Raw genomic sequence first — 18,144 nt, forward strand, 5'->3', positions numbered from 1 at the left:
GGGATTACTGCTTGCGCGCGATCACGATAACACTCTCACCCCAGAGCATCGGAAGAAACACAATTCCCGTTATCGCCTGGAGACCGCCAAGAGAGCCGAATAATAACTTCTGAATCTGTTTTGGAACATAACGAATGTATGGCACATCCCAAAAGCCGTCTGAAAAAACTTTTATCGGGCTGAAGCCTGCGCCCTGAATGATCTCAAGCCATTCGCCGGGTTGTTTGAGGGAAATGTGCGTGGGGTCCTGATAACCGATCCATTTTTCGCCCTTCCACGGCTTGAGCAGCGAACCGAGGTTCGGCGTGGCAAGGATGAGAATGCCGTCTTTTTCAGTGACGCGTGCAATTTCGCGGATGGCTTTTTCAGGGTCGGGCAAATGTTCAACGATATGCTTGATGATGACCACATTGAATGCGCCATTTTGATACGGCAGTTCCTGCGCGGATGCAGTTTGCAGGGACGCCGCTTCAGTGAATTTTTTGGATTGCCTGACCGCCCAGTGATTCAGATCCATGCCGTACGCTTCGAACGCCGCCGACAACTGACCCACCAAATGCCCCATGCCTGATCCCACCTCAAGCAGACGCGCTCCGCGCCGCCCGTATCTGCGTGCCAACATGCCGAAGAATCGGTTGGACCACCAATACATGCTGTATTTGGCGAAGGTGATATTTGCGTACGTGTGGGTGGAGAAGTATTTTTCGTCGAATGCCATGGGGAGGGGGAAAATGATGAAGGATGAATTCTTATTTCTATATCTACTTGTTTACTTTTTACGGGCAATATAAAAAGTGAACGTCCCATCCTTCACGGGCTCAGGGGAGGCGTACTTGCGGAGGTAATTTTCCGTGAGGCTGAGATTCCATTTCGTGGGAGAGAGGATCCATTTCCCTGTGAGTGCCTTTGAAACCAGCGAAGGCAGGCCAAAATAGTGTCCCCATTCTAACACGCGCATGGAGGCGGGCGAAAAGTAATGCCAATAGCGATCAAGTTTGAATCCCGCTTTTTCGAGGCGTTTTTCCCACACATCGGGTTCATCGGCATGGTGAACACGGGAGATCTTGCGGAACCAATTTTCATATGGCTTGCCGAACACCTTCGTCAACGAAAGCGCGGAAAAATAACGGGTATTCGGCACACAAAAATAGAACGGCGCGCCCGGCTTCAATACACGGGCGGTTTCAGCCAGCACCGCGTCAATGTGCGGAATGTGCTCCAAAACGGAATTACTTAATCCGCTCTCGAAATGGTTCGTGGGAAACGGCGAACGTGCCCCATCCGCTTCGACGAGGGATTTATAGGCGTTGTATTTCTTCGCCTCGCGCATGGAAAAACGCCAGGGATCGAGGCCCACATCCAATTTTTTGTCGAAGGTCAGCGAGGCAAAATGACCGTCGCCGCAGCCCACATCATAGATCGGGGAAGGCAGGGGCAGGTCTTGATAATAAGAGGATTCGATCGCACGCAGAAAGGCACGAAAATAAGGCAGGGAGCTGATCTGGAGAAAAAGAAAGTCTTTATTCACAACGAATTATTTCCTTTGGGGCGAACGATCCAATAAGCGAGCGATCCGATCACCGGGATCATGCAAATGAGCAGCACCCAAACAATAAGCGAAAGGCCGTTCAGATTTTTCCTTACGGCATCGAACAGGGATGCGACCGGCAACACCAGCAATGCCGCAATGGCAGATAGTTGGATCAAAAGGAAGTTTGTATTAATACCAAGCTCTTCCATGTGACTTATCTCCCTTTCTTCATCAAACGTTCGAACAGTTTCTCGTATTCCTGTGCAACAGAATCAGGCTCATAGGCTTTCTTGATGCCGCCGACATCGCCGCGATATTTTTGAGGATTATCCAACACTTCGAGAATGGATGCGGCCAGACTTTCCGCGTTTCCGATCTCCGAGACTACGCCCATGCCATGCATTTGGACGGGTCTGCGCACGCCCGGCAAAGCAGAAGGCACGCTCGGCGCACCGTTGATCATCGCCTCGATCTGCACAAGGCCGAAGGCTTCGGTGGAATTGAGCGACGGCACGGTCAACACATCGATGTTTGGATAGAGCGCCGCCAGTTGAACGGGAGAGAGATTGCCGAGGAAGGTCCAATGCCCGGTCATCTCATATTCGTGGATCTGGGGAATCAGCCGGTCAAAGTAAGCCTGTTCACCCATCACGTTCTGGTGCTGACCCGCGTACAAGACCTGCGCGTTTGGATATTTCTTCAAAATAAGAGGCATTGCTTCCAGCAATACTTCAACACCTTTTTCAGACGCGAAGCGCGTGACCATGCCGATGACAGGTTTATGTTCCTTCGTGCGATGTTTTTCAGCGAAGGCAGAGACAGCCTCCGGCGCAGGAACAGGCAGCTCAACGGGAGGCAGGATCGGGGTCAGTTTTGAGGCGTAGCGCGAGAGGTAGGGAGAATGATCGGCGTAGTCCTGTGTGTAGGTCACGATGTGATTCGCAAGGCGTCCCGCCATATCGTTTTGAAAATCGAGCACGGAATTGACAAGACGGTTGAACCATCCCTGCGGAAGCTGCACATCGCAATGATAAGTAAGGACAACAGGCTTGCCGAACAGACGCGCGCGCAGGGCAACGCCGGGCGCATCGAATTGCGGCAGATGCAGTTGCACGACATCGTGCTGCCAGACCAGCTTCGTGGCGACCAGCCCAAACGTGGGCGCGATCACTCCCTTGCTGACACGCGCGATCACGGGAACGCGGATGACCTTCACGCCATCCATCATCTCTTCAAGCGGCAGCGAGGGATCGTAGTGCGTGGTCATCACGGTCACTTCATGGCCGCGTTTGACAAAGGCGCGCGCGAGGCGCTCGGCATAAATGGTGAGGCCCGAGGTGTGTGGGCGATAATAAGTGAGTACGGTTAGAATTTTCATAAAGCCAGAAGATTATAATGGATAAGAAAGATGAGCGAGCAAAGACTTTATTCACTTTACCAGGAGAATGCAAATGAAACTTATCATCAAGACGTTCATACTGACCATAATGTTCATGCTGGGCGCATGTGCCAGCCCAACCGAGCCTCCCGTGCCGACTGAAACCCCGATTCCTCCTTCGCCGACAGCTGATCTGGGAATTGGGCCTTTTCTCACCGTAAGCAAGGCGGGAGACCTGTACCTAAAATCACCCTATGGAGTTGCGATCAATCAGGCTGGCGAAATTTACATCTCTGATGCAGGCAATTCGCGCGTGTTGAAATTCGACCTGAGCGGAACCCTGCTCGCCGCATGGGACAAAAAAGGAAGCGCCAACGGCGAGTTCAATTCAATGGGCTTCGGCGGGCTGGCAGTGGATTCTTCAGGAAATGTATTTGTGGTGGATAACGGCAATCACCGCATTCAAAAATTCGACGGTGACGGCAACTTCGTCACAGCCTGGGGCACGGAAGGGACGGAAGATGGGCAATTTGTCCGCGCCATTGGCATTGCTGTGGACAAAGATGGGAACGTGTATATCACCGATGACGGCAATCCCTTCGTGCAGAAATTCGACAACGACGGGAACTTCCTAATGAAATGGGGCGGACTCGGCTCCACAACCGGCAAATTCAAGCACGCCACCGGCATCGCAGTGGATGAAAATGGGAATGTTTTTGTCGCAGATTACGAAAATAAAAACGTGCAGAAATTCAGCGCAGACGGAAGTTTCGTCACAACCTGGGACATCCGAAATGCCGATGGGAAAAAGGGAACCCCTGAAGGCATCGCAGTGGATGCTCAGGGGCAGGTGTATGTCAGCGATTATGACCTCGGTCAGATCCAGGCCTTCACCAACGACGGCGAATTGCTTTGGTCATGGACCGATAAAGACAGAAACGACGGGTATTTCAGCCGTCCCACTGGCCTTGCACTGGATGGCAAAGGTATGATTGTCATTGTCAATCAATCGGGCGGCGGCTGGGAGATTTTCAAACTACCATAATAGCTTTTGACTTTTCAAGAATATCGTAGAATCTTTAACGCCAGGATGCAGAGACACAAAGTTTATCTTTGAGTCTTCGTGTCCTGGCGTTTTTGCTTTAAAAACACATGGACTTCCAAAAGCCTTACTACTGCTCCGTTTTTAGATAAACCGTTTGCGCAGGCAACGGGCTTTGGATGCCTTTACTTTCAAATTCGTTCTTTATCAGGATCAACGCGGCATCTGCAGCGTGTTCAGGTTTGAGAACAGAAGTATCCACCCAGAACGATGCGGTCAGCCCAATGGATGTGTCGTTGAAATTCTTTAAGTTGATCTCCGGCGCAGGCGCAATGACATAGCCGGGCGCATCCTTCAACACGCTCAAAAGCAGGGCGCGCACTTTTTCGAGGTTGGAATCATGGGCGACCACGAGCGGCAGGTCCACGCGGCGGCGGTTGGCTCGCGTGTAATTGACGATGGCATGTGAGATCACATCCGCATTTGGAAGAATGACAATCCGCCCATCGAGCGCATGCAATTCGGTGGTGCGCAGGTTGATCTGCAAAACCACACCGTCGAAGTTGAGCACATTGATCTCATCACCCACCTTGAACGGCTGCTGCATCAAAAGGATGATGCCCGACACAAAATTCTGCATCACGTTTTGAAGGGCGAAACCGACGGTAAAACCGATAATGCCCAACCCGGTCAGGAATGCGGTCACGTTGAAAAATCTCTGCAATGCGGTGATCGCGCCGAAAACAACAACTGTCCATAGCAGGGTTTGGGTGAGGAGTTGTGTTACGCCCGAATCGGTTTTTCTGCGTAAGAGCACCCGTTTCAAAACATTACTCAACAGCCGCGCAAAATACAGGCTGAGGATAAAGATCAACAGCGCGGTGACGATGTTCGGAATGGAAGCGGCAAATTGTGCGGCAAATTGCGAAAGATATTCCTGCATGAAAACTCCAAAGTTCATCTGCAGATTACGCAGATGTTGAATTCGAATCTAGGAAGCCAGATTATAACGCGATGAAAATAAAACTTCCGAGAAATTGAAACTCGGAAGTTTTCGAAAAACGCATCACGAATTATTCTTTAAGTATTTGTGGCGAAGAATTTAGAACTGGTCCTTGTTTTCCTTCACCCATTGGAAGAGGCGTTCGATGCCTTCTTCGAGGCTGATCTTCGGTTTCCAACCCAGTTCGCGTTCGGCTTTGCGATAATCGGCATAGAAGACGCGCTGATCGCCGGGGCGCCAATCGCCGCGCGCCACTTCGATCTTTTTGCCGAGCAGGCTTTCGATCATCGGGCCGAACTCTGCCCAGATCGCCAGCACATTGTTTACGCCGCCGCCCATGTTGTAAACCTGCCCTTTCGCAACTTCGATGTTGGCGATGGCGGCATCGTAGGCATCCAAAAGATCATCCACATGCAACACATCGCGCACCTGTTTACCGTCACCGTAGACGGTGATCTTGCGGCCTGTCACGGCGGCAATGATCATCCATGCAAGCCAGCCTTGATCTTCGATGCCAAACTGTCGCGGGCCGTAAATGCAGCTTTGTCGCAGAACAACTGTCGGCAAGTCATAGATGCGGAAATAGTCGCGCACGTATTGATCGCCCGTTCCCTTCGAGCATCCGTACGGCGAATGAAAATCCAATGGTTGTGTTTCGGGCGCGCCATAGGTCAAATCTTTATAATGCCAGCGCGTGGCGTCCTCCACCACTTCCACATCATCCATGCCGCCATACACTTTATTTGTGGAAGCATACAGGAAGATCGGTTTTTTGCCCGACAAACGCGCGGCCTCCAAAACATTGAAGGTGCCCAGCGCATTGACTTCGAAATCGTCGCGCGGATTTGTGACGGAAGTGGTGACAGCCACCTGGCCAGCCAGATGCACGATCACATCCGCGCCTTTGGCTGCTTCAGCGATCCTATCGGCATCGCGCACATCCCCGACAACCATCTCGAAGGCATTCGCGCCAAATTCTTTTTTCAACCACTCGAGGTTGCGCGGCGCACCTGCGCGGGCAAGGTTATCGAAGATCGTCACGGCCTCACCACGTTTCAACAAACGGTGAACGTAGTTCGAGCCAATAAATCCAGCGCCGCCGGTAATGAGATAATTCTTTTTCATTCGTCTTTCTTCCTGAAATCTTTGATCTGTTGATAAATTCCTGTCAGCGTTTGACCTTCGCGCAGCAAACCAATGCCGCCGATCACACCGCTGTTCAGGTAGTTGTAAAAACGCGCCGCCAACGCCGCCGCCAGTGCCGTGGATTGGTCGCCGGTGAACAAGGTCAACGCGCCGACGATCGCACCATCGAAAGTACCCACCGCACCCGGCAGGGACGGAATCGCGCCGCCAAACGCCGCGGCCCCGAGGATAAAGAATCCCCAGATCCACTGCGCCTGCGGGAAGAATGCCCGCAAAATCAGGTAATAGTTTAACAGGGCGATCGCCCAATCGAGGGTCATCCAAAACAGGAAACGCAGGAACAACCACCCATCAGTGAGCACACCCAGCCCGGCAAAGAACGACTCGAGGAAGGACCCGCCGAATTTTTGCAGAGACGGCCAGCGCGCACTCAGCTTATGGAACACCTCCAACGCCCATTGATTATTGCGTGCTACAAAATACATCGCCATCAACCCAACGACAACCGCCAGGCCGACAATGATGCCCACACTTTTTGAATCTTCTGCGCCCGCTACAAACGGCAGGGCTGCAAGCAAAAGAGCGGCGGAAAACGCCAGGTCCACGGAGCGTTCGATGAAAATGGTTGGGAGGATCTCGCCGAACTGCATCCCCGATTTTCGGCTGAGTAGAAAGGCGCGTCCGATCTCGCCGAGGCGGAAAGGCAGAAAGTTATTGAGCAAATAGCCTTCCCCCGTTGCGAACAGCACTTCACGGTATGCGGGTTTATCCCGCAGCAAGGTCTGCCAGACCTTTGCACGTCCGAGCATCCACACAAAGGACAGGGCCATTGCGCCTGCAAGGAAGTAATAATTTGCCGAGCGGATGGCTGCCATCATCGCGCCAAAATCGACAAAATACAGGATCGCCGCGATCAATGCAATGCTGATCAGAGCGCCGGGCAGCCATTTCTTTACATCTTTCATTTTTCACCACAACCACAAAGGAGCACGAAGGAAAAGTATTTGAACTTCATGTCCTTCGTGATTAAAGAATTAATCGTCATCCAATTTCAGAACAGCCATGAAGGCATCCTGTGGAATCTCCACACTGCCGACCATCTTCATGCGTTTCTTGCCCTTCTTTTGTTTCTCGAGCAATTTCTTCTTACGCGAGATATCGCCGCCATAACATTTTGCAAGCACGTCCTTGCGTGTGGCTTTGACATTCGCACGTGAAATAATGCGCCCGCCTGAAGAGGCTTGAACGGCGACATCGAACAACTGACGCGGGATCAAGTCCTTGAGTTTGGTGATGAGACGCTGCCCCTTGTGGAACGCATCCTTCTCATGGACGATGGCCGCCAGCGCATCCACAGGCTCGCCGTTGACGAGGATCTCCAGCTTCTGCAATTTGTCGACGCGATATTCAAGGAATTGATAATCGAGCGAGGCATAGCCTTTGGTACGCGACTTTAGATGATCGAAGAAGTCAATGATAATTTCAGAGAGCGGAATTTCAAAATCGAGCTGCACGCGATGCGGCGCGGGGTATTCCTGCTTTTTGTAAATACCACGGCGCTTGGTGACCAGCTCCATGATCGGGCCGTAGAAATCGGTGGGTGTGATGATCTCGATATTCATCCACGGTTCGCGCACTTCGAGGATCTTGCTCGGATCGGGAAGTTCGGCAGGCGAATCCACTTTCAACACTTCATCGCCGATCATCAACACTTCGTATTCCACGGAGGGCGCGGTGAACAAAACATCCAGGTCGTATTCGCGTTCGATGCGTTCCTGAATGATCTCCATGTGGAAGAGACCGAGGAAGCCTGCGCGGAAACCAAAACCAAGCGCCTGCGATGTTTCAGGCTGAAAACTCAATGAAGCATCGTTGAGCTGCAATTTCTCCAGCGACTCACGCAGGGTGGTGTAATCGTCCGCTTCGACGGGATAGATACCCGCAAAGACCATCGGCTTGGGAGTGAAATATCCAGGCAGGGGTTCTGCTGCGGGCGCAGAGGCAAGCGTAATCGTGTCACCGACGCGGCACTCGTGTACGGTCTTGAATCCAGTGGCGATGTAACCGACCTCGCCGGAGCCAAGTGTTTCCACGGGCTGCATCTTCGGCACGAAAATACCGATCTCGACCGGGCGCAGATCCAATTTTGTAGCCAACATGCGCAGCACATCGGTGGATTTGATCTTGCCTTCGATCACGCGGATGTAGGCGATCACGCCTTTATAGGAATCATAATGCGCATCGAAGATCAATGCGCGCACGGGCTCGTCATCCGCATCTTTTGGAGCAGGCACGCGCTCGACGATCGCTTCGAGGATTTGATCCACGTTGATGCCTTCTTTGGCGGAGACGCGCAGAACCGCATCTGGATCGACCCCGAGCAGGGAGCCTACATCTTCAGCCACTTCGTCGGGACGGGCTGAGGGGAGATCAATTTTGTTGATAACAGGAACAATTGTCAGGTCGGCATCGAGCGCCTGATACAGGTTGGCGAGGGTCTGGGCTTCGATCCCCTGAGTCGCATCCACCACTAAAATGGCGCCTTCGCAGGCTTTGAGCGCGCGGCTGACTTCGTAGCCGAAGTCCACGTGCCCGGGAGTGTCGATCAGGTTGAGCTCATAGCGTTGTCCGTCTTTGGCGTTGTAAAACATGCGCACGGCCGAGGCTTTGATGGTGACGCCTTTTTCGCGTTCGAGGTCCATCGAGTCGAGGGCCTGCTCGGTCATGTCGCGGTCAGAGATCGCGCCTGTTAATTGAAGCAGGCGGTCTGCAAGCGTGGATTTGCCATGGTCAACATGGGCGATGATACAGAAGTTACGGATATGGTCGGTCATATGCGGAGCAAAGTATACCCGATTAAAAAAGAGACAGCCGCCTTGTTGTAAAGGCGGCTGTCTCTCTGGCATCTTATCTCATTTCTTCGCAGGGAACCACTGCTTTACGTCGCGCCTGTTTCTGAGGAATATAAGACCTGTGACGGCTATGCCAAGATAATAAACGTATTCAATATAATTAATAAAGTTAAAACCAACATCCTCGCCAAGTTGAGACGCTATGCTATAGGCCAACTCGCCATCCAGCAGTTTCTGCCAATATGTTAGGAGAGCCAAGCCAACAACTCCCAGGAGGACAGCCCACAAGCTGGAAAAAATACCTTTTCGGCTGGTCAATCCGCTCACGATGAAATAAGCAAGTCCGAAGAACAAAATGAAATTCACCGCAAACTCAACGAATACAGAGAATGCCAAAACATCATACCAGTCGAATAGATAATTCAAAGCAGAACCAATATTGACCACAGCCAGAAAAATAATGAAGTAGTAAATGGCGGTAATCGTGGGGGAATAAACCGACTGGGAACTGACAGGCCTCATGCCCAGTGACTTAAGCAGGGCTTTGGGATCTGGCAGCAACTGGGCAATCGTATCGAGCCCACGCACACCCGGGCGGAAATCAATCCACTGGATCTTGGATAATTTTTTCGAAATATCGTTATTGGTCTGCACTAAAATCGGGAAGAGCATTTGTTTTTCAGGAATGGCTTCGGTATCCGATTTGAATTGCGAAATAAGCGCGAAGACCGCCTTTGCATCCTGAATATTTTCCGCTTGCGGGTGCCCGTATTTCTTAAGTGCAGCGATCAGGTCTTCAGCAATGACACGGTCCTGAAAAACATAGTCTACATAAAACGGGATTGGGATGGGATTTTGGATCTTTGGATCCTGTGGATTAATATACTTGGGGATGATCGCTTCTGGTCTGCCCCACCTTTGCATGGCTGAAGATCGCAGAATAAAGAGCAATATCAAACCAAAAACAAGACTTGCCAAAAAAAGCACGTCACTAAATAATACTGATAAAAGATCAAAATCTTCAGTGGCGCTATTAAGAGAAAAAATAAACACTGAAAGCAGGGAGGCAAATGGTAATGCCGCCAAAGCAGCTTGTACATGGGTGAAATTAAAATTGCGTTTGTATATCTTGTATGGGAGAGGAAACAAAACCAATGGAATAAACAAAGTCCACCACTCAAAAATCGATAGAATTGCCACGACTGCACTAACTATGATGGCTACCCACACAATCAGCGGGGACTTGAAACCAGTCTCCGGTACAGGATGATCCTCCTGGATTGGTTTTTGTAATTGGGAAAATAGTTCGCTCAATCCTGCTTTATAACTGCCGCGAAAATCCACCCATTCGTATTGTTCCAGCTCCTTGGGTAAATCCACCGCTTCAAAGATCAAAAGAATGACACGTTGTTTTTTATCTAAAAAATGACGCCATTCTGATGTCACATATTTCGATGCAAGCGCCGCATTTGATACGACGAGCAGAACCGTATCCGAATCGTTCAAGCCTTTTTCGATCTGAACGTCCCAGGGAGAGCCGGGAATCAGTACACGGTAATCCAGCCAGACATTGTAGTTTTCGGCTTCAAGCTTGCTTACCAGATCATCAACAAACCCAAGTTCACGGCGCGAATAGCTCATAAAAATGTTCTTCGTCATATATGCCTCCATCTGTAAAAAACGATAAATCCTTTAGCTATGGAACTAAACCCAGTTATCAGGACTTCGGTTCGTAAAACGTTGCAAACAGACAAAATATGGGCTGACCTAGCCCCAAAGGGCGATACTCACCCCTCGGGAAGCAGATAAAATAAAGCAACCCTGACGGGGCAAATCCGTATTTATGTATTGTGCGTAATTCGGCGCACAAAGGAGAAAAAATGTCTGTACTAGCTTTAATAGGTTATGCAGTAGGTGGGATTGTATTTCTCATACTGCTATCCGGTATTCGGTTCATCCCCAACAACCGTATCGGTATCATTGAAAAGCGCTTTGCGGGCAAAGGTTCGGTGAAATCGGGCCTGATCGCTTTGAATGGGGAGGCGGGTTATCAGCCGCGTATTCTGCGTGGTGGTCTACACTACTTAATGCCCATCCAGTATGTTGTCCATACCATGCCGCTGGTGACGATTTCCCAGGGCAAGGTCGGCTACGTCTTTGCCCGTGACGGCAAGCAATTGGACCCTGCACAGGTGCTGGCGTCCAACGCCACCGTGACGGACTTTCAGGATGTGGAAAGCTTCCTGAAGAACGGCGGACAGCGCGGTCCTCAGCGCCGCATTTTGCGTGAAGGTACCTACGCGTTCAACCTCGTGCAGTTCATCGTCATCACTGAAGAACGCATTTACACACTGGCGCTCAGTAAAGAGGAAGGCGATACCATCCGCGGCATGGCAGAAGTAATCGCCCAGCGCGGCGGCTTCCGCCCTGTGGTGATCAAAGATACGGATGATTCGATCGGCGTGGTGACCGTGCATGATGGCCCGTCCCTCGCACAGGGCGAGATCATCGCTCCTGTCGTCGGTGACGATCCCGATCAGGCTGAAACTTATCACAATAAATTCCAGGATGCCGATAACTTCCTGCGAGCAGGCGGTCAACGCGGCCGCCAGTTACAGGTGTTAGTGGAAGGTACTTATTACGTCAACCGCTTGTTCGGTACTGTGGAGATGATCCCCAAGACCGTGATCGAAGTTGGTAATGTCGGCGTGGTCGTTTCCTACACAGGTGAAACAGGTGACGACCTTTCAGGCAAGGAATATCGCCACGGTGAGTTGGTCAACAAGGGCTATCGCGGCGTGTGGAGCGAGCCGCTTCTGCCGGGCAAGTATGCGTTCAACACCTACGCGGGGAAGGTGATCTCCGTCCCGACCACGAACATCATCCTTAAGTGGATCCGCACCGAGACAGGCGCGCACCGCTACGATGAAAACCTGACCGAAGTCTCGCTCATCACCAAGGATGCATTCGAGCCGTCCCTGCCGCTTTCGGTGGTGGTCCACATTGATTATCAGAAGGCTCCGCTCGTCATCCAGCGCTTCGGTGACATCAAGAAACTGGTGGAACAAACCCTCGACCCGATGGTCTCTGCCTATTTCAAGAACGTCGGTCAGATGCGCACCTTGATCCAATTGCTGCAAGACCGCAGCGCCATCCAACAGCAAGCCAGCTCGGAAATGCGCGAGAAGTTCGCGCATTACAACCTTGCATTGGAAGAAGTGTTGATCGGCACACCGTCCTCGCCTGAGAACGATACGCAGATCGAAACGATCCTGATGCAGTTACGTTCGCGCCAGGTCGCGGAAGAACAGGTGGAAACCTACAATCAGCAGGAAAAGGCCGCGGTGAAGGAACGTGAACTCCGCGAAGCCCAGTCCCGTGCGCAGATGCAGACCAAGCTGACCGAAGCCGAGTTGAACATTAACATCCAGTCCGATCAGGGTAAGGCTGAGTATCAGCGCTCCCTGCAACAGGCGCAGCAGATCCGCGCGCTCGCAGAAGCGGAAGCTGAGAAGATCGCCCGCATCGGTATCGCGCAGGCGCTCGCTACGGAAGAACAAGTCCGCGCGTATGGCGGGCCGCAGTTCCAGGTAACCCAGCAGGTGCTGACCCGCTTTGCGGAAGCCATTCAAACCTCCGGCGTGGACGTTGTCCCGCGCGTGGTGGTGAGTGGCGGAAACAATGCGGAAGGCGGAAGCAGCGCCTCCAGCAACGTGATGGAAGGCTTGCTGACCATGCTGCTCTCCGAACGCTTTGGCGTCATGGCAGATGAATCCGCGAAGGCTCCGCGCTCTCCAGAAGCGGACGCGCTGCGCGAGCAGATCCGCAAGGATATGGAAAAGAAGAAGTAAAACAAATAGCACGCCTCCCCCGCGAGAAATCTTCGCGGGGGAGTTTTTATTTCTACACACTAATGAAGAGAAGAGACCCTGAAAAGTACGGAACTAATCACCCGCAAGTACTGGTTTTAGGCTAATAGGCTTGAAAGTCCGTATCAAAAGAGGATAATTAATGTTACAGCAAGCAGACAGTTGATTTCCAAGGAGGAAACATGAATCGCCTTGTCCTGCTCACAGGACTTTGCTCTGCTTTTCTGGCGGCTTGTGCCACCACAACGCCCCAGCCTACGGCAACGATCACGCCGGTCGTTCCACCCAGCGCCACATTCACGCTGGAGCCGTCCCCCACCGTAACCCCATTGAATGTGACCCTGACTGTAAAGGAATCCCTTATTAATTGCAGGTTTGGGCCGGGCATCGTGTACGAATTGATCAATGAATTGGAAGAAGGGGATACTGCGCGCGTGGTCGGAAAAAGCGAAGCTTCCACCTGGTGGTACATCCGCGACCCGGGCAACCCCGACGGGCTTTGCTGGGTCTCAGCCGAAGTGACAGAAACCAACGGAGCCACCGCGGAATTACCAGTCGTACAGCCTCCCGTTACAACGGTCACCGCCATCAATTTGCGCGCGGAACCGAATCGCATCGTCGTGAATTGCAGCCAGTTTCCACAGACCGTTTTCCTCGAAGCCGAGGTTACGACCAACGGCCCGGCCTACGTCACCTGGAAATGGGAAGCCAGTACAGGCGCGATCTCTAATGACTCGACACTCGTCTTCAAACAGGCGGGAAAGCAAGTCATCAACGATTATTATCAATTTGCAGAACCCAACGATTACTGGATAAAACTGCACATTCTCTCGCCAAACGGATGGACCGAGCAGGTAAACATCCCCGTAAATTGCACGCCATAAGCAGGACGCCAAACGAATTGCAAAGCTTGTTAAAAGCGCAAAGATTTTTTTCTTTTCGAAGTTCAAAAAAGAGCAGATTGATTTCTCAACCTGCTCTTTTTATTTCCACTTCTCTTAGTGCTCGAAAATAATCGATTTATATCCCAGCGCCGTAAAGAACTTCAGCAAATAAGCCTCGGCGTTGGTCTGCCCCTGAATTAGGATGCCATCCTCCAGCGCGGCCTTGCGAATCTCATCTTCAGCCGATTGGCGGGCGAGTGTCTCAAGGTCTACATTACCCTTGGTCAACGCACCCGTCTCGCGGTCATACACATAGGACTTGTCATTGTCGAGTGTGGCAATAAAGATCTCGGTCGGGGGCAGCTTTACATACAGCACCTGTCCATCAAAACGCATATCGGTGGGTTGAAGCTTATCCATATCGATACCAGCGATCACAATGCCGTGCGCAACAAAAAGCAGCTTGTCGCCATAGAGAAATCCGAACGTTCCCTGCCCCACTTCGGCAGTGATGACCTTTTCAATCGTGTACTGAATGGTCTCAAGACGCGCCAGCGCGCGGATCTCATTGATGTAAGTCACCGGGTCAGGGATAATGGTCGGGGTGGGATTCATCATCTGCGACACCTGCGTCTGCAGCGCCTGGTTCGCCTCATTGACCTGCTGGAACGGGGCGGTTGCCGCATCTGCTGCGGCAGTGGCGCTCTCACGCACGGTTTGTACGATAAAATAGACACCGGCGGCCAGCAGGATCAAAATGAGGATGGACATGATGGTATTGAAGGTATTTTTCATGAGTGTCCTTTCTAAAACATTCCTTATTATAGCAACATCGCATGATTATGCGTGTACAATTTTGTAAAATGAAAAAACTTCTACTCACCCTTACCCTCGCCATTCTCGGATGTGTATCTCCCATTAATGTGACTCTGGGAAATGCCACGCCGACTATGACTCCCACGCAGGAATCTGCGCCGACAGCGACGCCTCAAGCCACGCCCGAGCCTGGTACTGATAAAAATCCATTGATCCTCGCTTTGGGCGTTTCCGCACACCCCACCACCCAAATGGTCGACGCTGGCACAGTGATCGCGGCTTACATCGAAGCACGGACAGGTTACCGCATCGTCACCGTCATCCCGCCGACCGAGAACGCCCTCGTTGAATCCCTCGCAAAAGGGAATGCCCATATCGCATCGCTTTCAGCGTTTTCCTATCTACTTTCCCGTGAGAACGACTCGGTCACTGCCATCATGTCCAGCGTGCATTCGGGTGAGATATTTTACGGTGCGCAATTTATCGCCAATCGCGAAAAGGATTTCACTTCCTATTACGATATGGATCGCAAGGAAAACACAGCCGAAGCCGCCACCGCCCTGAAACAATTTGAGGGGAAGAAGGCGTGCTGGAGCGGAACCGTTTCACCGTCAGGGTATGTGGTGCCGTTCGGAGTGCTGAAGCAGGCCCAGGTCCAGATAAGAGACGGGGCTTTCATCGAGAGTCAACCGAGCGTGGTGCGTGCCGTCTATGCCGATGACATCTGCGATTTCGGCGCAACCTACATCGACGCGCGCGAATTGCCCGCACTCGAATATGATTATGCCGATGTATTGGATAGGGTTGTCGTCATCTGGCGTGTGCCGAATGTGATTCCCTATGAAGTGATCTCGATCTCAAATTCGCTGCCGCTCGAAATGCGCCGCGTGATCCAGAGAGCGTTTGTCGACCTGATGCTCACACCCGAGGGGAAATCTGCGATGCAAACCGTGTACGGCATCGACGAATTACAGATCGCCGAAGATGCGCTCTACACTGATTTCGCGCTATACGTGAAGGCTTCGGGGCTGGACCTCACAGAGCTGGTCAAATAAGATTCTCCTCCACACCCTTCCCATGTTCAAAAGAATCATAAAATTTTTATGGCGCATTGCGCTTGTCATTGGTATGCTGACGCTGGTTGTTTTGTCTTTCACCAAGCTGGTCGTTGAGCTTTTTGCCGCCCCGCGCACGTTCACCGTGGACAATGTCCCAGCTGAACGTGCGGCGATCGTTTTTGGCGCAGGCCTGCTGCGTGACGGGTCGGCGGGTCCGGTGTTAAGTGATAGAGTAAATACAGCCGTGCAGCTTTATCAGCAAGGCAAAGTGGACAAGCTATTGATGAGCGGCGATAATCGCTTCGTGGAATACAACGAGCCTGAAGCCATGCGCCAATACGCGCTCGAACGCGGCGTCCCCAACGAAGACATCGTTTTGGATTATGCAGGCCGCCGCACGTATGACACCTGTTATCGCGCCAAGGAAATATTTCAGGTGCAATCCGCCATCCTTGTGACGCAAAGTTTTCATATGCCGCGCGCTTTGTTCCTGTGTAATTGGCTCGGCGTTGAATCCACTGGCGTGGAGGCGAACAACAGGTATTTCCGAAAGGTCTCCCGTTTATACTGGAATTTCCGCGAAGTGTTCGCCACTCCGCAGGCTGCCTGGGAAGTGTATGTGACCCAACCGTTGCCCGTGCTTGGCAAACCTGAACCGATATTTGAATAAGTCGGCATTGCATCATTCTCGCAAAGTCGAAAGGCGATGCAACGATCTTAAAAATGGAGAATCCCAAATGACCCGTGATGAAGCCCTTGCTCTTGTACGTGAATTTGTAAAAAACGAAGGCCTTGTGCGCCATATGCTTTCAGTGGAAGCCGCCATGCGTTTCTACGCTGAAAAATTCGGCGAGGATGTGGAGACATGGGGATTGATCGGTCTGCTGCACGACTTTGATTGGGAAATCCACCCCACGCTGGATCAGCACCCGCAGGATGGTGCGCCCATACTGCGCGAACGCGGCGTCAGCGAGGAGATCATTCAAGATATCCTCAGCCATGCCGACCACTTGAACCTTCCGCGTGACACGATACGCCGCAAAGCCATTTGCGCCTGTGACGAAGTGACGGGACTCATCACCGCCGTTGCGCTGGTGCGTCCGTCCCGTTCGCTATATGACCTCGAAGCGGGTTCCGTCAAAAAGAAGTGGAAGGACAAAGCCTTCGCCGCAGGCACCGACCGCTCCGAAATGGAACACGCCGCCAAAGAATTCGGCATTGATATTTGGGAGCACGTGGGCAATGTCATCGTTGCCATGCGCAAAATCGCACCCGAATTGGGGCTGGTCGGAAATATCCAGCAGTAGATAGTCGTAAACACAAAGGAACGAAGCCACCTAGAATCCTTTGAGTCTTTGTGCCTTGGCGACTTCGTGGTTCCGCTTTATTCCCACCATTTTAACAAGGACTATTTCCATGCTTATCAATAGACTTGAACTCTCTACTCTTGACCTCATTCCCCAGCGTGATTACTACGCTAATGTTCTGGAACTGCCTGTCCATCTCGAAGGTGATTCCCTGCTCGTGAAAGCAGGCAAAACGGACTTGATCTTCCACCAAGCTCCATCAGACTGGACAGGCGAATATCATTTCTGCTTCAACATTCCTGAAAATCAATTTCCGTACGCAAAGGCCTGGTTGTCTTCCAGGATTCCGCTTTTGAAGGATGACAAGGGAAACGATGAATTCAAAAGCCAGTCATGGAATGCAACGTCCCTGTATTTCAAAGACGTCGCAGGAAACATCCTCGAATTCATCGCGCGGCACGACCAGAAGAACAGTGTCAACTCCCCATTCAACAGCGGACAGATCCTGCAAGTCAGCGAAATTGGGCTGGCCTCAAAGGATGTCATCGCCTTCGCAAAGGAATTATGCGCAAAGCTGGGCGTCTCAGTTTACAAGCAGGATCCCAACGATACCTTCACCCCCATTGGCGACGAAGACGGGCTGTTCATTCTCCCTGTTGAAGAGCGCATTTGGTATCCCAACACAGGCGTCCCCGCGCGGATGCTCCCCGTCAAAGTGGATGTGGAAGTGAATGGAAAAGCGTTTCGATTGGAAGGTGTGCCGTACGAAGTGCGTTGACGGATCAACGATTAAACAAGCGCAGACCAAAACAAAAGCCGCTCTGAAATGAGCGGCTCATTTATCCTCCAGCAACCATGCCATCGCCTTGCCCATATCCGTAAAAGTCAGAAAGGGAAGTCCGCGATTCCTAGACACAGTCTCAAAGAATATAACACTCTCATCAACCTTTTCATTCACCGACGAGTACACGATGGCAGTCTTTCTGCTAACAGTTTTAAACCCCTGGCGGTATTCTCTCACTTCCAAAGCGCGCTCCAGGGCACGAACGATGGAAATATCAAAACGGAGTTCCCGAATATCCAACAGTACTTTCGCGCCGCCAGAGGCATCAACAATCTCCATGACCTCACGAACCATGTCATTATCCACCCTCGGATCCCACTCTCCTTTGGCTGTCGCTGCAACAATGTTCTGATCTTCCCTATATTGGACAATGTATTCCATAGATATATCACTCCGCCTCTCTCATGCTCATCT

General features: G+C 51.7%; 18 protein-coding genes. 7 read left to right on the forward strand and 11 right to left on the reverse strand.

All coding sequences use genetic code 11. From position 1 onward, the window contains the following. Positions 1-4 precede the first annotated feature (4 nt). The 4 genes from IPI86_RS03665 to IPI86_RS03680 are packed head-to-tail and all read right to left on the reverse strand — an operon-like array spanning position 5 to position 2,909. Complete coding sequence (locus tag IPI86_RS03665; protein ID WP_345296632.1) at positions 5-718, reverse strand: class I SAM-dependent methyltransferase; 714 nt, start codon at positions 716-718, stop codon at positions 5-7. 51 nt (positions 719-769) lie between these two features. Continuing rightward, positions 770-1,528 carry a class I SAM-dependent methyltransferase gene (locus IPI86_RS03670; protein ID WP_345296633.1) on the reverse strand — a complete coding sequence of 253 codons (759 nt, stop codon included), beginning with the start codon at positions 1,526-1,528 and terminating at the stop codon, positions 770-772. After that, entirely contained in the window at positions 1,525-1,740 is a 216-nt protein-coding gene (locus tag IPI86_RS03675) for a PLDc N-terminal domain-containing protein (protein WP_345296634.1), read from the reverse strand. Before IPI86_RS03675 ends, IPI86_RS03670 begins: the two co-directional genes overlap by 4 nt. 5 nt (positions 1,741-1,745) lie before the next feature. After that, positions 1,746-2,909 carry a glycosyltransferase family 4 protein gene (locus IPI86_RS03680; protein ID WP_345296635.1) on the reverse strand — a complete coding sequence of 388 codons (1,164 nt, stop codon included), beginning with the start codon at positions 2,907-2,909 and terminating at the stop codon, positions 1,746-1,748. A 73-nt stretch (positions 2,910-2,982) separates the two neighbouring features. Here IPI86_RS03680 and IPI86_RS03685 point away from each other — a divergent pair, with 73 nt between their 5' ends. Further along, positions 2,983-3,954, forward strand: coding sequence for a 6-bladed beta-propeller (locus IPI86_RS03685; RefSeq protein ID WP_345296636.1), 972 nt, complete (start codon positions 2,983-2,985; stop codon positions 3,952-3,954). Positions 3,955-4,081: 127 nt separating this feature from the next. On the opposite strand, the gene IPI86_RS03690 is transcribed toward IPI86_RS03685, so the two are convergent. From IPI86_RS03690 to IPI86_RS03710, 5 genes are all read right to left on the reverse strand, one after another. Next, entirely contained in the window at positions 4,082-4,894 is an 813-nt protein-coding gene (locus IPI86_RS03690) for a mechanosensitive ion channel (RefSeq protein WP_345296637.1), read from the reverse strand. 159 nt (positions 4,895-5,053) lie between these two features. Continuing rightward, a complete protein-coding gene (locus tag IPI86_RS03695; RefSeq protein ID WP_345296638.1) occupies positions 5,054-6,079 on the reverse strand; it encodes a GDP-mannose 4,6-dehydratase in 1,026 nt (341 codons plus the stop codon). Then, on the reverse strand, positions 6,076-7,065 hold the full coding sequence (locus IPI86_RS03700) for a lysylphosphatidylglycerol synthase transmembrane domain-containing protein (protein WP_345296639.1): 990 nt from the start codon (positions 7,063-7,065) through the stop codon (positions 6,076-6,078). The genes IPI86_RS03695 and IPI86_RS03700 overlap by 4 nt, the downstream gene beginning before the upstream one ends. A 69-nt stretch (positions 7,066-7,134) precedes the next feature. Beyond that, positions 7,135-8,934: a translation elongation factor 4 gene (lepA, locus tag IPI86_RS03705; RefSeq protein ID WP_345296657.1), complete on the reverse strand. Its 1,800-nt coding sequence runs from the start codon at positions 8,932-8,934 to the stop codon at positions 7,135-7,137. 78 nt (positions 8,935-9,012) lie between these two features. Beyond that, entirely contained in the window at positions 9,013-10,611 is a 1,599-nt protein-coding gene (locus tag IPI86_RS03710) for a toll/interleukin-1 receptor domain-containing protein (protein WP_345296640.1), read from the reverse strand. A 221-nt stretch (positions 10,612-10,832) separates the two neighbouring features. Here IPI86_RS03710 and IPI86_RS03715 point away from each other — a divergent pair, with 221 nt between their 5' ends. Beyond that, positions 10,833-12,803 carry an SPFH domain-containing protein gene (locus IPI86_RS03715; RefSeq protein WP_345296641.1) on the forward strand — a complete coding sequence of 657 codons (1,971 nt, stop codon included), beginning with the start codon at positions 10,833-10,835 and terminating at the stop codon, positions 12,801-12,803. A gap of 200 nt (positions 12,804-13,003) precedes the next feature. Then, on the forward strand, positions 13,004-13,705 hold the full coding sequence (locus IPI86_RS03720) for a hypothetical protein (protein WP_345296642.1): 702 nt from the start codon (positions 13,004-13,006) through the stop codon (positions 13,703-13,705). 114 nt (positions 13,706-13,819) lie between these two features. Here the strand turns inward: IPI86_RS03720 and IPI86_RS03725 are convergent, their stop codons facing one another. Further along, positions 13,820-14,500 carry a DUF4230 domain-containing protein gene (locus IPI86_RS03725; RefSeq protein WP_345296643.1) on the reverse strand — a complete coding sequence of 227 codons (681 nt, stop codon included), beginning with the start codon at positions 14,498-14,500 and terminating at the stop codon, positions 13,820-13,822. A gap of 68 nt (positions 14,501-14,568) precedes the next feature. Between IPI86_RS03725 and IPI86_RS03730 the strand changes: the two genes are divergently transcribed. The 4 genes from IPI86_RS03730 (at position 14,569) to IPI86_RS03745 (ending at position 17,664) form a co-directional block, all read left to right on the forward strand. Further along, positions 14,569-15,576, forward strand: a complete 1,008-nt coding sequence (locus tag IPI86_RS03730; protein ID WP_345296644.1) for a PhnD/SsuA/transferrin family substrate-binding protein — start codon at positions 14,569-14,571, stop codon at positions 15,574-15,576. Between the two features lie 22 nt (positions 15,577-15,598). Beyond that, complete coding sequence (locus IPI86_RS03735; protein WP_345296645.1) at positions 15,599-16,249, forward strand: ElyC/SanA/YdcF family protein; 651 nt, start codon at positions 15,599-15,601, stop codon at positions 16,247-16,249. Positions 16,250-16,316: 67 nt separating this feature from the next. Continuing rightward, the gene (locus IPI86_RS03740) at positions 16,317-16,886 is read left to right on the forward strand and encodes an HDIG domain-containing metalloprotein (RefSeq protein WP_345296646.1); all 570 of its coding nucleotides are present in this window, start codon (positions 16,317-16,319) and stop codon (positions 16,884-16,886) included. Between the two features lie 109 nt (positions 16,887-16,995). Beyond that, complete coding sequence (locus tag IPI86_RS03745; protein ID WP_345296647.1) at positions 16,996-17,664, forward strand: hypothetical protein; 669 nt, start codon at positions 16,996-16,998, stop codon at positions 17,662-17,664. Between the two features lie 57 nt (positions 17,665-17,721). On the opposite strand, the gene IPI86_RS03750 is transcribed toward IPI86_RS03745, so the two are convergent. Further along, positions 17,722-18,111, reverse strand: coding sequence for a hypothetical protein (locus IPI86_RS03750; protein WP_345296648.1), 390 nt, complete (start codon positions 18,109-18,111; stop codon positions 17,722-17,724). Positions 18,112-18,144: the final 33 nt, after the last annotated feature.

This window comes from Candidatus Villigracilis affinis, assembly GCF_016705895.1.
Taxonomy (GTDB): Bacteria; Chloroflexota; Anaerolineae; order Anaerolineales; family Villigracilaceae; genus Villigracilis; species Villigracilis affinis.